At 67.4% G+C, this 12,676-nt stretch carries 15 protein-coding genes; 2 read left to right on the top strand and 13 right to left on the bottom strand.

Translation table 11 applies throughout. The features are described from left to right. Positions 1-91: 91 nt before the first annotated feature. The 12 genes from phnN to phnC form a co-directional block, all read right to left on the bottom strand. Complete coding sequence (gene phnN, locus NFG57_RS18495) at positions 92-634, bottom strand: phosphonate metabolism protein/1,5-bisphosphokinase (PRPP-forming) PhnN (RefSeq protein ID WP_348814936.1); 543 nt, start codon at positions 632-634, stop codon at positions 92-94. Further along, positions 634-1,779, bottom strand: coding sequence for an alpha-D-ribose 1-methylphosphonate 5-triphosphate diphosphatase (locus NFG57_RS18500; RefSeq protein WP_348814937.1), 1,146 nt, complete (start codon positions 1,777-1,779; stop codon positions 634-636). Before NFG57_RS18500 ends, phnN begins: the two co-directional genes overlap by 1 nt. After that, entirely contained in the window at positions 1,776-2,549 is a 774-nt protein-coding gene (phnL, locus tag NFG57_RS18505; RefSeq protein ID WP_348814938.1) for a phosphonate C-P lyase system protein PhnL, read from the bottom strand. Before phnL ends, NFG57_RS18500 begins: the two co-directional genes overlap by 4 nt. 23 nt (positions 2,550-2,572) lie before the next feature. Beyond that, positions 2,573-3,394 carry a phosphonate C-P lyase system protein PhnK gene (phnK, locus tag NFG57_RS18510; protein ID WP_045994228.1) on the bottom strand — a complete coding sequence of 274 codons (822 nt, stop codon included), beginning with the start codon at positions 3,392-3,394 and terminating at the stop codon, positions 2,573-2,575. Next, a complete protein-coding gene (locus NFG57_RS18515; RefSeq protein WP_108133448.1) occupies positions 3,391-4,239 on the bottom strand; it encodes an alpha-D-ribose 1-methylphosphonate 5-phosphate C-P-lyase PhnJ in 849 nt (282 codons plus the stop codon). The genes phnK and NFG57_RS18515 overlap by 4 nt, the downstream gene beginning before the upstream one ends. Next, positions 4,236-5,450, bottom strand: a complete 1,215-nt coding sequence (locus NFG57_RS18520) for a carbon-phosphorus lyase complex subunit PhnI (protein ID WP_348814939.1) — start codon at positions 5,448-5,450, stop codon at positions 4,236-4,238. Before NFG57_RS18520 ends, NFG57_RS18515 begins: the two co-directional genes overlap by 4 nt. Next, complete coding sequence (gene phnH, locus NFG57_RS18525) at positions 5,450-6,118, bottom strand: phosphonate C-P lyase system protein PhnH (protein WP_348814940.1); 669 nt, start codon at positions 6,116-6,118, stop codon at positions 5,450-5,452. The genes NFG57_RS18520 and phnH overlap by 1 nt, the downstream gene beginning before the upstream one ends. Before the next feature lie 2 nt (positions 6,119-6,120). After that, the gene (gene phnG / locus NFG57_RS18530; protein ID WP_348814941.1) at positions 6,121-6,564 is read right to left on the bottom strand and encodes a phosphonate C-P lyase system protein PhnG; all 444 of its coding nucleotides are present in this window, start codon (positions 6,562-6,564) and stop codon (positions 6,121-6,123) included. Continuing rightward, on the bottom strand, positions 6,561-7,328 hold the full coding sequence (gene phnF, locus NFG57_RS18535; RefSeq protein ID WP_083970561.1) for a phosphonate metabolism transcriptional regulator PhnF: 768 nt from the start codon (positions 7,326-7,328) through the stop codon (positions 6,561-6,563). Before phnF ends, phnG begins: the two co-directional genes overlap by 4 nt. A gap of 119 nt (positions 7,329-7,447) precedes the next feature. Continuing rightward, positions 7,448-8,242, bottom strand: coding sequence for a phosphonate ABC transporter, permease protein PhnE (phnE, locus tag NFG57_RS18540; protein WP_045994226.1), 795 nt, complete (start codon positions 8,240-8,242; stop codon positions 7,448-7,450). A 90-nt stretch (positions 8,243-8,332) separates the two neighbouring features. Beyond that, positions 8,333-9,364: a phosphonate ABC transporter substrate-binding protein gene (phnD, locus tag NFG57_RS18545; protein WP_348814942.1), complete on the bottom strand. Its 1,032-nt coding sequence runs from the start codon at positions 9,362-9,364 to the stop codon at positions 8,333-8,335. 58 nt (positions 9,365-9,422) lie between these two features. Continuing rightward, positions 9,423-10,292 (bottom strand): phosphonate ABC transporter ATP-binding protein, encoded by an 870-nt coding sequence (gene phnC / locus NFG57_RS18550; protein ID WP_348814943.1) that lies wholly within the window; start codon positions 10,290-10,292, stop codon positions 9,423-9,425. 411 nt (positions 10,293-10,703) lie between these two features. Between phnC and NFG57_RS18555 the strand changes: the two genes are divergently transcribed. Next, on the top strand, positions 10,704-11,123 hold the full coding sequence (locus tag NFG57_RS18555) for a glyoxalase/bleomycin resistance/dioxygenase family protein (protein WP_045994223.1): 420 nt from the start codon (positions 10,704-10,706) through the stop codon (positions 11,121-11,123). Between the two features lie 9 nt (positions 11,124-11,132). Here the strand turns inward: NFG57_RS18555 and NFG57_RS18560 are convergent, their stop codons facing one another. After that, positions 11,133-11,411, bottom strand: coding sequence for a hypothetical protein (locus NFG57_RS18560; protein ID WP_222517124.1), 279 nt, complete (start codon positions 11,409-11,411; stop codon positions 11,133-11,135). Positions 11,412-11,580: 169 nt separating this feature from the next. On the opposite strand from NFG57_RS18560, the gene NFG57_RS18565 reads away from it, so the two are divergent. Then, complete coding sequence (locus tag NFG57_RS18565; protein ID WP_213230133.1) at positions 11,581-12,390, top strand: TlpA disulfide reductase family protein; 810 nt, start codon at positions 11,581-11,583, stop codon at positions 12,388-12,390. Positions 12,391-12,676 lie beyond the last annotated feature (286 nt).

Consider the following 12,676-nt stretch of genomic DNA (forward strand, 5'->3'; position numbering starts at 1 on the left):
CAAGCCGCTTGCGCTGATGAGGTGATACTCGTCGTCGCTGTAGTCGGCGATCGACACAAGGCCGGCGTCGACAGGCTCGACGCCGGCTCCGTCAGTGGCGGGAGGCGATGATCGCCTCCAGCGCCCGGACGCTTTCGTCCAGGCTGCCACCGTTGTCGACGCGATCCAGTGCCGGATGGCAGCGCTCGAGTTCGGCCTCCACCTCGGCGTGGCGCGCAAGGCGCGCCTCGATCTGATCGTCGCTCTCGCGCCCGCGCCTCGCGAGCCGCTCACGCAGCACCTCGGGCGGGGCGGTCACCACCACCGGTTTGAGGCGCTCGCCGAAGCGCGCACGGGCGGCCGCCAGCTCGCGACGACTGCCGTTGAGCAGCACCGTGGCCCCGGCCGCGAGCCAGGCCTCCACCTCGATGCCGACTCCGTAGTGAAGCCCGTGGGCGACCCAGTCAAGGCAGAACAGGCCGCGTGCCCGCCGGGCCTCGAACTCGGCCGGCGACAGCGCCACCGAGTCCTCGCCGACGCCGCTTGGCCGGGTGATGTAGCGGTGCGCCACCAGCAGGTCCGGGCGCCGCTTTCGCACGGCGTCGAGCAGGCTGTCCTTGCCCACGCCGCTGGCGCCGATCAGGTAGACCAGCATCAGTGCACCTGCCTGCCCGCGCACCACACGCGCTGGACCAGCGGATGGCCATCGACCTCGCGCACCCGCACCAGATCGGCGCGCAGCCCCTGAGCGATACGCCCGCGATCGTCCAGGCCCACGGCCTCGGCCGGCCTAAGCGAGGCCGTGGCCACCGCGCGGGGCAGGTCGTAGCCGTCCTCCATGGCGGCGATACGGAAGACCGCATCGAGCAGCGCCGCCGGGTAGTAGTCAGAGGACAGGATGTCGAGCACGCCCAGGCGCACCAGCTCGGCCGCGGCGATATTGCCGGAGTGGGAGCCGCCGCGGACTACATTGGGGGCGCCCATCATCACCGCCATGCCGTGGCGATGGGAGGCCTCGGCGGCCTCCCGGGTGGTGGGAAACTCCGCCACCCGGGTGCCGTACTCGAGGCTTTCCGCCACGTGGGCGACGGTGGCGTCGTCGTGGCTGGCCAGGGCCAGGCCGCGCTCGCTGCACAGCTCGGCGATGGCGCGACGGTGGGCACTGGAATAGGCGGCGCTGTTGCCCAGCTGCTTCTCGATAAAGGCCTCGAGGCTGGCATCGTCCAGGCCGTACTTGCCCTGGTAGTAGACCCGGTAGGCATCGAGGCTGGCGAACTGGCGCTGGCCCGGCGAGTGATCCATCAGCGACACCAGCCCCAGCAGCGGCGAGTCCATGAAGCTCTTGAAACGCGCCAGAGTATCCGGGTGGCACACCTCGCAGCGCAGGTGTAGACGGTGGTCGACCCGGGCCATGCCGTTGTCGTTGATCGCAGCCAGGGACGAGACCATCTCGTCGAGGGCCCCGTGGCGCATGCTCTGCTCGTCGACGTCACCGATCGACACCGCGTCGAACACCGTGGTGATGCCGCTGGCGGCCATCTGGGCGTCGTGGGCCAGCGCCGCCTGGCGGCCCGGCCAGGACACCTTGGGCCTTGGCTGGAAGTACTTTTCCATATTGTCGGTGTGCAGCTCGATCATGCCAGGCATCAGGATATCGCCCTGGCAGTCGATCACCCCCGGCAGCGACACCGGGCCGCGTTCCAGCGCCTTGATCACGCCGTCCTTGATCACCAGGCTGCCGTGCACCACCTCGTCGTCGAGCACCAGCCTGGCGTTGGTCAGAATCTGATCCTGGTTCATGAAAGGGACTCCCCGGAGTCGGTCTGACGAAATGAGGTCTGGTCTGACGCGGTGTGGTCAGCGTAGGTGCCACCAAGCAGCATATGCCCTTCCAGCTCCAGCAGGCGATCGGCGACCCGCTCGCGCACCTCCTCGTCGTGGAAGATGCCGAGCATGGCGGTGCCACGGGCCTTGGCCTCCTCGATCAACTGCACCACCACCTCGCGGTTGGCGGCGTCCAGCGACGCCGTAGGCTCGTCGAGCAGCAACAGCGGGTGTTCGGCGATAAAGCCACGGGCGATATTGACCCGCTGCTGCTCACCGCCGGAGAAGGTGCCCGGCGCCAGCTCCCACAGTCGCTCGGGCAGGTTGAGCCGCGCCAGCAGGGCCTCGGCACGGGCGCGGGCCTCGCCGGCGTCACAGCCCCGGGCCAGCAGCGGCTCCATCACCACCTCCCGGGCCGAGACCCGGGGCACCACCCGCAGAAACTGGCTGACGTAGCCGATCACGTCGCGCCGCAGCAGGTGCCAGGCGTGGGCCGGCAGCGCCGACAGCTCGAGCTCGCCGTCCTCGAAGTGCAGCGTCAGCTGCCCGCCGCTGACCCGGTAATTGCCGTTGACCATCTTCAACAGGGTGCTCTTGCCGATGCCGCTGCGCCCGGCCAGCACCAGGCACTCGCCCGGCGACAGGGACAGATCGAGACCGCGCATCACCGGCAGCGCCTGGCCGCCCTGGGCGTGCAGCACGAAGGTCTTGTCGAGCCGCCGGGCGGTAAGAAAGGGGGACGTCATCTTGGACTCCTGAGAAAGCGAATTCATGGCGTCAGCACCGAGGACACCAGCAGCTGGGTGTAGGGATGCTGTGGATCGTCGAGGATCTGATCGGTCAGCCCGGCCTCCACCACCCTGCCCCGGCGCATCACCATCAGGCGGTGGGCCAGCAGCCTGGCCACCGCCAGGTCGTGGGTGACCAGGATCACCGACAGGCCGAGCTCCCGGGTCAGGGTGCGCAGCATGTCCAGAAGCCGCGCCTGGACCGAGACGTCGAGGCCACCGGTGGGCTCGTCCATGAACACCAGCCTGGGCTGGGTCACCAGGGTGCGGGCGATCTGCAGGCGCTGCTGCATGCCGCCGGAAAAGGTCTGGGGCGCGTCGTCGATGCGCGCGGGGTCGAGCTCGACCCGGCCCATCCAGTCCTGGCCGGCGGCGCGCAGCTCGCCATAGTGGCGCTGGCCCAGCGCCATCAGCCGCTCGCCGACGTTGGCCCCGGCGGAGACGCCCAGGCGCAGGCCGTCCCGAGGGTTCTGATGGACCAGGCCCCACTCCATGCGCAGCAGGGCGCGGCGGCGTGCCTCGCTGATGGCGTAGAGGTCGAGCGCTTCGTCCTTGCCGGGGCTGCCGCCGACCGAGCCGGCCTCCCCTGCGTGATAGACCACCTGACCGCGATCCGGCGCCTCGAGCCCGGAGAGCACCCGCAACAGGGTCGACTTGCCCGAGCCGGACTCGCCGACGATGCCCAGCACCTCGCCCTGGTGCAGGGTGAAGTCGATCTCCTCGCAGCCCTTGCCGGGGCCGTACAGGCGCTGGATGGCGCGGGCCTCGAGCAGGGCGGGACGTTCAAGCTGTGGGCGCTTCATGCCTTCTCCTCGCTGCGGGAGTTGCAGTAGTCGGTATCCGAGCACACGAACATGCGTGCGCCCTGATCATCGATGATGACCTCGTCCAGGTAGCTGTCGGTGGCCCCGCAGATGGCGCAGGGCTCGTCCCAGGCCTGGATCTCGAAGGGGTGGTCCTCGAAGTCGAGGCTCTCCACCCGGGTGTGTGGCGGAATCGCGTAGAGGCGCTTCTCGCGGCCGGCGCCGAACAGCATCAGCGCCTCGCTCATGTGCAGCTTGGGGTTGTCGAACTTGGGAATCGGCGAGGGGTCCATCACGTAGCGCCCGTCGACCTTCACCGGGTAGGCGTAGGTGGTGGCGATATGGCCGTGGTGGGCGATGTCCTCGTAGAGCTTGACGTGCATCACCCCATACTCCTCGAGGGCGTGCATGACCCGGGTCTCCTCCTCGCTGGGCTCGATAAAGCGCAGCGGCTCGGGGATCGGCACCTGGAAGATCAGGATCTGGTCGGCGCGCAGGGTCTTCTCGGGAATCCGGTGACGGGTCTGGATCACGCTGGCCTGTGCCGTGGCGGTGGTGGTCTCGACCCCGGCGACGCGCTCGAAGAAGGCACGGATGCTGACCGCGTTGGTGGTGTCGTCGGCGCCCTGGTCGATCACCTTGAGGGTGTCATCGGCGCCCAGCACGCTGGCGGTCAGCTGCATGCCGCCGGTGCCCCAGCCGTAGGGCATCGGCATCTCGCGCCCGCCGAAGGGCACCTGGTAGCCAGGGATCGCCACCGCCTTGAGCAGGGCGCGACGGATCATGCGCTTGGTCTGCTCGTCCAGGTAGGCGAAGTTGTAGCCGCTGTCGATGGCGGTGTTCATCGGACGTTCTCCTGGACGTTCTTGGCTTGGGCGTTCGCGGTCTGGGTCTTTTCGGGATCGGCCTTGTCGCCATCGCCTGGTGCAGGACGTGCGCTGGCGGCTTGGGTGTCAGACACGGCCTCGGCCGTGGCGGCGGTACGCTCGGCGTGCTCTCGACGCAGGCGGCGAATCAGCTCAAGCTCCGACTGGAAGTCGACGTAGTGCGGCAGCTTCAGGTGCGAGACGAAGCCGGAGGCCTCGACGCTGTCGGCGTGGGCCAGCACGAACTCGGCCTGCTGGGCCGGGCTCTGGATCGGCTCGCCAAGCTCCTCGGCGCGCAGGGCGCGGTCGACCAGTGCCATGGCCATGGTCTTGCGCTCGTTGCAGCCGAAGGCCAGGCCGTAGCCCCGGGTGAACTGGGGGGCGGTGTCACCGCTGCCGGCGAACTGGTTGATCATCTGGCACTCGCTCATGGCGATCTCGCCGACGCACACCGGCCCGTCGAAGCCCTCGACCTCGATCTCGACCTCCACCGCACCCTGGCGAATCTCGCCGGCGAAGGGGTGGTTGCGCCCGTAGCCCCGCTGGGTCGAATAGCCCAGCGCCAGCAGGTAGCCCTCGTCGCCACGCGCTAGCATCTGCAGCCGGGTGGCGCGATCCACCGGAAAGTCGGGGGGATCGCGGGTGATGTCGTAGGGCTCGCTGCCATCGTCCTCTTCTTGCTCGATCAGGCCTTCATGGTTGAGACAGTCGAGGATCTGGGGGCAAGCCTCGAGACCTTCTTCGGCACCCTGCGGCGCCGGTGTATCGGTCTCGGCCTCCTCGCCGGCCAGCAGCATGAAGTCGAGCAGCCGGTGGGTGTAGTCGTAGGTCGGCCCCAGCACCTGGCCGCCGGGCACGTCCTTGAAGGTGGCGCTGATGCGACGCTCGATGCGCATGGCGCCGGTATCCACCGGCAGGGTCTCGGCCAGCCTCGGCAGGGTGGTGCGATAGGCACGCAGCAGAAACACCGCCTCGACGGTGTCGCCGCTGGCCTGCTTGAGCGCCAGGGCGGCGAGCTCGGGATCGTACAGCGAGGCCTCGGCCATCACCCTGTCCACCGCCAGCCCCAGCTGTTGCTGGATCTGGGCCACCTCGAGTTCGCGCTGGTCGCGCTCTCCACGACGACGATCGGCCATCCAGCGGTGGGCATTGGCGATGGCCTTCTCGCCTCCTTTCACGGCGACATACATCAGGCGGTCTCCTCTTGGCGTTCGGCGTCATCGGTGGCGGCCAATCCAGGTCCGGCCAGGCGGGTGCTGCGGGCGATGGCAGTGAGTCGCATCCCGCTGCTGATAAAGGCGTCCAGTCCCCGGGGGAAGTGGGCACGATTGGCGGCGAGCACACGCATCAACGGCAGCGCGCGCTCGGCGTTACCCAGCGCAAGGCCGCGCTGACCGGGTACCCCGGGACCGGATAACCACCAGTCCTCGCCCTGGGCAAGCGCCTCGACCATCACGATCAGGGTGGTGCTGCGATCGGGCCAGGCGTCCGAGCCCAGCGCGAAGCCGTCTTCGCGGGACAGGGTGTCAGGGGTCACCAGGGCGAAGTCCGCCTGGGTCGGGTCGTCGGTCAGTCGCGCCCCGGTGTGGAAGGCCAGGGCGGCGGCGAGGTTGGCGCGCGCAAGCCCCTCGTCCACCCACACCCGGGCGTCGAGGTCGCACAGCGCCAGCAGCGCGCCCCAGGCGGCGGGCGAGATCGCCGCGCCGGCCGGCAGCTCCGGCAAGACAAGCTCGGTCAGGGTGCCGGGCTCGGACATGGCGCCGAGCAGCTGACGAAACAGCCGCTGGCTGTCGTGAATGGGATCGGCGAGTCCCGGCCAGTCGTGGGGCCGGACGGCCTCGGAGGTCTGCTGAGTCATGTTCATTCGCCCCTTACCATGGTGAAGAAGTCGACGCGGGTGGCGGCGGCGGTCTGCGAGGCCTGCTGGCGCTGCTCATCGAGTGCCTGCTCGAGCGGTGCCATCAGTTCGCTGTCGATACGCCTGGCCCAGTGGTCGTGGTGGGCACAGGCGTCGACCAGGGCGATCAACTCGGCGTGGGCCTTGTCGCGACCACGCACCCAGCCATGGCCAAGGGTGCCGTCATCGAGGGCGACGCTGGCCCGGGTCAGGGTCATCTCGCCCAGGTTGAAGGCCGATCCACTGCCGCCCATGCGGCCACGGACCATCGCCATGCCGGTCTCGGGGCCACGCACGCAGCGGTGGCTCGCCTGGATGCCCAGGGACTGCCAGCCTTGCGCAAGACGGTCGAAAGGAGTCAACGCGAGCAGGCGATGACGTCGCGTCGGGGTCATGGTCGGTGTCATGAGAAGCCCTCGTCGTCGTGGGACTGCGGACGCTCGTCCGCGGGAAAGTCGAAGTGATAGGCCAGCCGATCGGCCCGGGCCCGACTGACGGAGATCTCCACCAGTCGACCATCAGCGTCGACGTTGTCACTGGTCAGCACCACCAGCGGCGCCAGGCGGGCGCACTGCAGCATGCGGCTGTCGTCGGCGTCGGCCTGGACCGCTTCCAGGCGCACCCGGGAGCGCCTCAGTCGCAGCCCGTAGTGCTGGTCCAGCAGCGCCCGGGTCGAACCACCGCGATAGCGATCCAGCCAGCCCGGCACCCGTTCGGGGTCGAACCAGTGGCGCAGCCGCAACAGCGGGGCCCGGTCGACGTGGCGCATGGTGTCGACACACAGAAGGCTCTCGCCCGGCCCACGCGCAAAGCGCTGGGCGATGGCCTCCGGCGGTACCGCCAGGCCCTGGGTCAGGCAGCAGGTCTCGGTGGCCAGGCCCAGTTCCGCCAGGTTGTGGGTGACCTTGCTGGCGGCGTTGACCGCATAGTCCAGGCGTCGGTCCACCACCTGGGTGCCACGGCCCTGGTGACGGGTCACCATGCCGGCGGCCACCAGTTCGTCCAGCGCCCGGCGTACGGTGTGGCGGTTGACGCCGAAGCGCCTGGACAGCGCCGCTTCGCTGGGCAGCAGGTCACCGGGTGAGTACTGCGCCCGGACTTCGCGCGAGAGGACGTCGGCCAACTGGCGATAGCGCGGTGGGCTGCCTGCCTCGGTCACTTGTCTAGACATCTTCGCTCCAAAAAAGAAGGTATCGGGTGGTGGCCGAAGCCACCGGCAGACCAGCCGTTCTGGTCTGCTTACTCGGCTCTGCTGTGTCAGGTCTGCTGTCTCGGCTCTGCGGTGTCAGCCTAGATGAAGCGCTTGCGTACGAACTGCGAGGCCATGTCCAGCGCCGTCACGGCGATGATGATCACCAGCATGATGGTGGCCGTCTCGGCGTACTGGAATCCGCGCATGGTCTCCCACAACGCCACCCCGATACCGCCGCCACCGACCATGCCGAGCACCGTGGCCGAGCGAATATTGGACTCGAAGCGATACAGGCTCACCGAGATCCACAGCGGCAGCACCTGGGGAATCAGACCGAACACGATCTCCTCGATGCGCCCTGCTCCGGTGACCCGAATGCCTTCCATGGGCCCGGCCTCGGCGGCTTCCACCGCTTCGGAAAACAGCTTGGCCAGCACCCCGGTGGTGTGGATGAACAGCGCCAGGGTCCCGGCGAAGGGCCCAAGCCCCACCGCCACCACGAACAGCATGGCGAACACCAGCTCATTGATGGCACGGGTGGCGTCCATCAGTCGGCGCACCGGCTGGTAGACCCACCAGGGCACCAGGTTCTCGGAGCACAGAAGGCTCGCCGGAATGGCGACCAGGATGGCCAGCAGGGTGCCCCAGATGGCGATCTGGATGGTCACCAGCATCTGCTCGATGTAGTGGCCGAGGTTGCCGAAGGCCGGGGGAAAGAAGTCGCCGGCCAGGGTCGCCATATTGTCGGCGTTGGTCACCAGCAGGCTCGGGCGCATCTCGACGCCCTGCCAGGACCAGGCCAGCACCGCCAGGCCGACGCCCCACAGCGCCAGGGTGGTCCAGCTACGCTTGGGCGGCAGGCTGATGCCGGAAAGTTGTGTCTGGGTGGTCATGCGTTTTCCTGGGAGAACCTGAGATTGCGTGTGAGAGGTTGAGTAGTCCGAGCCGCGCCGGACCTTCGCTCGACGCGGCCTGACGTAACATCAGCCGGCGTTGGCGGCGGCTTCCTCGGGCATCGCCTCGGCGGCCTGCACTTCCTTCATGCGCGCGTCGAGATCGTCGAGCTGGCTGTCGATCTCGGCCAGTCGGGCCTCGCGATCGCCTTCACTCAGGCTTTCGTCCTTGGCCACCTCGGAGCGCTCCTTGAACAGCGCCAGCTGACGGATCGGCAACAGCTGGTCGTTGTCGGAGGCATCGAAGCCAGACCACTGCAGCGGCTCGAGAATCTGCTGTTCTTCGGCGTCATCGCCGTAGTTCAGGAAGAACTCACGCAGCTTTTCCTTGGTGGCGTCGTCCAGGTCGCCACGCCACACCAGCGGGTCGGACGGGATCAGCGGCGACTTCCAGATCACCCGCAGCTGCTCGGCCTTGTCCGGCGCGGTCACTTCCAGGCGCTCCATGCTTTCAGTATTGAAGGTGGCGACGTCCACCTGCTTATTGGCCACCGCCAGGGCGTTGGTCTCGTGGCTGGAGTTCAGGGTGCGCTTGAAGGCGGTAGAGGCGTCGATACCGTTCTTGGCGAAGACGTAGTAGCCGGGCACCAGATAGCCTGAGGTGGAGTTGGGATCGCCGTTGCCGAACACCAGCTCGGAGGCGTTGGCCAGGACGTCATCGACGCTTTCGATGTCGCTGTCCTGGTGGGCGATCATCAGACTCCAGTAGCCCGGGGCACCGTTGGCCGCCACGGTCTGGGCGAAGATCTCGCCGTCGGCACGATCGACGGCTTCCATGGCCGACTTGTTGCCGTACCAGGCCAGGTCGATCTGATCAAAGCGCATGGCCTGGATCACCGCGGCGTAGTCGGTGGCGAAGAAGGGCTCGACCTCCATGCCGATCTGCTCGGACATGTCGGCCAGGAACGGATCCCACAGCGGCGCCTGGTTCTGGCTGGACTCGGTGGAGATGATGCCGAACTTGAGGGTCTCGGTCTCGGCGGCGGCCAGCTGGGCACTGGCGGCAAGGCCAATACCGGCGATCAATGGCAGCGACAGGCGACGAAAGGATGCGAGAGACATGGGATTCTCCTGAAGGTTATCGGTCGTTGTGGGAACAGGTGTCGCAGGATGTGGTGGCTCAGCTATGGACGACCTGCGCCGACACAGTCGCCTGGGCCTGGGTGTAGCTCGGCTCACGCAGCGGTGACGGCAGGTCGGGTTGACTGCCGGCACGCAGCTCGTCGAGGCCGGCGTTCTCGTACAGGGTCTTGAGGCGTGCGTCGGTCAGCTCGGAGGTCTTGCCGTCGAAGTACAGGCGCCCATCCTTGAGCGCGATGGCCCGATGGCAGTAGCGCCGGGCGATATCGACCTGATGCAGGGTGATGACCACGGTGCGGCCATCCTCGGCGTGAATCCGCTCGAGGATCTCCATCACCTCCCGGGCGCTGCGCGGGTCCAGTGAGGCGATGGGCTCGTCGGCGAGGATGACGTCGGCGTCCTGCATCAGCACTCGGGCGATGGCCACCCGCTGCTGCTGACCACCGGAAAGGGTGTTGGCACGCTGGTAGGCCATGCCCTCGAGGCCGACCCGAGCCAGGCACTTGAGGGCCCGTTGGCGTTCCTCGTCGCTGAAACGACCGAGCAGCGCCCGCGCCCGCGGCATGCGCCCGAGCTGGCCAATCAGCACATTGGTCAGCACGCTGAGGCGATTGACCAGGTTGAACTGCTGGAAGATGTAGCCGACCCGGCAGCGCTGGCCACGGCTGGCCCGGCGCAGGCGACCGCTGGCCTGGATCTCGCGCCCCAGCAGGCTGACTCGGCCACCGCGATCACGGTTGCAGCAGGTCAGTCCGACCAGATGACGCATTAGGGTGGACTTGCCGGAGCCGGACGGGCCGATCAGCGCAACGATCTCCCCCGGGGTGATCTCGAAACTGACATCCTCGAGCACTCGGCTATGGCCGAAGTTCTTGTTGAGCCGCTCGACGATGATGGTGGGAATGGACATGACGCCTCTCCTCTAGGAATGGCGCCAGTCTGGACATCAAAGATGAAGGCCAGTTGTCTAGACAATGTCATTGAGATGACAAATTTCCCGGCACACGGAGCAAGCGCTCCGGCACTACCTCGCCAGAGGTATAAAAAACAAAGAGTTGGGGGCGACTGTCATGCGGCGGTCACGTCATTGCCGCCGATTCGTCATACTCAGGCAGGGCGACCTGTCGACGAAGACGTCGTCCACTTGTACGAAAAGGAAGTTGGACAAGACGCCCTGGAAAGGGCTGCAAGGAGGCACCTGCAAGCGGCCAATCGCCACGCCCATAGCGCCAGGCGATAAAGGCCATAAACAGGCTTGAAGGGAAAACCGGCGGCTTCGGCGCCAGACTGAATCCGACACATGATCCCACGGAGGCATGTCATGCAGCATCTCAGTCTGGAGCCGGGCGCCCTGGAGGTCAGCGACCTGGCGGGAATGCGTCGGTTCTTCGAGACGACACTGGGCCTTCGGGTGCTGGTCGCCAGCGACACTGGGGTGACCCTGGAATTGGGAGGCGGCGAGAACACCCAGGTGCTGATGTTGCTGGCGAGCCACACCCCGACGCCGCCGAGAACACTGAATCTCGAGGTCGACGCCGCCAGCTTTCCTGCGCTGCGTCGACGCCTGGAAGACTGCGGACACGAGTGCGGCTTTGTACAGAGCTGGGAGGGAGACAACAGCACCTCGCGTCAGTGCGCCTTTCGGGTGGTGCTGTGCCGGATGCCGGAGGGGCACTGGCTGAGGCTTACCGCCATCGATCCGGCCCGCTGCGCCTCATCGACCCGAGAGGTCCGGGCCTGACGCCGTTGATCAATCGCGACCCTCGCCGTCTCCCGCTTCTTCGTCCCCCTCATCATCACCCAACAGCCGCTGGCGCCGTTCGTCACGGAACTTCTGCAGGCGGTTGTTGCGGTAGCGCCGGACGATCGCTACTACCAACGCCACCACCAGCATCAGCCCCAGGGTGAGCCCCTGCCACGGGCGCGGGTGGTCCAGGGTGGTGCCGAGCACAAAGATCATCACGAAGCCGAGGGCCTGGCTGCCGATGGCCAGGGCGCGCAGGGGGTCGAAGGTCTTGGGTGGTGACATCACAGATCCTGATCAGAGAGATGGCTCGAAAACCGATGGCCCGGCAGGCGGCTCGAGATGACAGCGCGCATCGGGCGCAGTAGCCTTGCCGGATCGAGCCCACCAAGTGTACCTGCTCGCCTGCGCATTTTCGTGCTTTCGCGTTTCCCCAATGGAGTTCGCCCCATCCATGGATGCCATCGCCATCGGTCCGGTGCTAGTGAGCCTGCCGCGTCTCTATGCCCTCGTCGTCACCCTGTTGCTGCTGGCCGCCAGCGCCTTCCTGCTGGGCCTGCCCCGCCGCCGCCACGGTCGCTGGTTCAACGGCCTGATGCTGGCCTGGCTGGTCGGCGCTCGGCTCGGGCACGTGCTGCCGCACTGGGCCGCCTATCAGGACAAATGGCTGGATATCATCAAGCTGTGGCTGCCCGGCTACAGCGGGGTCTGGGGGCTGGTCGCCGCCGCCCTGTGGACCCTGTGGTCACTGCGTGATCGCCTTGGCGCCCTGCTCGGTGCCCTGGGTCTGACGCTGGTCGCCTCGCTTGCCTGGCTGGCGCTGGTCAGCTGGGCGCCGCTGTCGGCAAGTCCGGCGCCGCAACGCGTGCCAGAGCTGACCCTGGAAGACGTCGATGGCGCCCCCATCGAACTGGCCTCGCTGGCAGGCGGCCCCACCGGCAAGCCGCTGATCATCAATCTATGGGCCACCTGGTGCCCGCCTTGCCGGCGCGAGATGCCGTTGCTGGCCGACATCGACCAACGCGACGACGTCACCGTGGTCGTGGCCAATCAGGGAGAGCCGCTGGTTCAGGTCGCGCGCTACCTGGACGAGGCCGGCCTGGACTTTCGCTACCCCCTGCTCGACCCGCGCCAGCAACTGCTGGCCGCGAGTCAATCTCCCGGGCTACCCACGACACTGCTGTTCGACGCCGAAGGGAAGCTGCTCGAGCGCCATGTGGGGGAGCTGACCCTGCCTCTGCTGGACGACTGGCTGGCGCGCTGAAACTTTGCCAACCTGAGCACATACTGCAGGTGAACCGCACCCGCAGTCTCAGGGCCGAGGGGGACACCCCGCCTCGGCCCGCCCAACCTGTCTTTTCCTGCACTGACGTAGCCTGAATCCGCCACCTCACGGCCAAGCTCATCGCTGGCCCGGGCACGGCGGCAAGCGCGGGGGCGTTTCGGGAACGCCTCGATGCGAAGGTTTCAGCCGCCATGCGACATCTGATCACGGGCATGACGATGGCGCTTAAGCCAGACTGAAGATTGCTGTAAGATACCGCGCCCTG

It is taken from the genome of Halomonas sp. H10-59 (genome assembly GCF_040070555.1).
Lineage (GTDB): Bacteria > Pseudomonadota > Gammaproteobacteria > Pseudomonadales > Halomonadaceae > Halomonas > Halomonas litopenaei.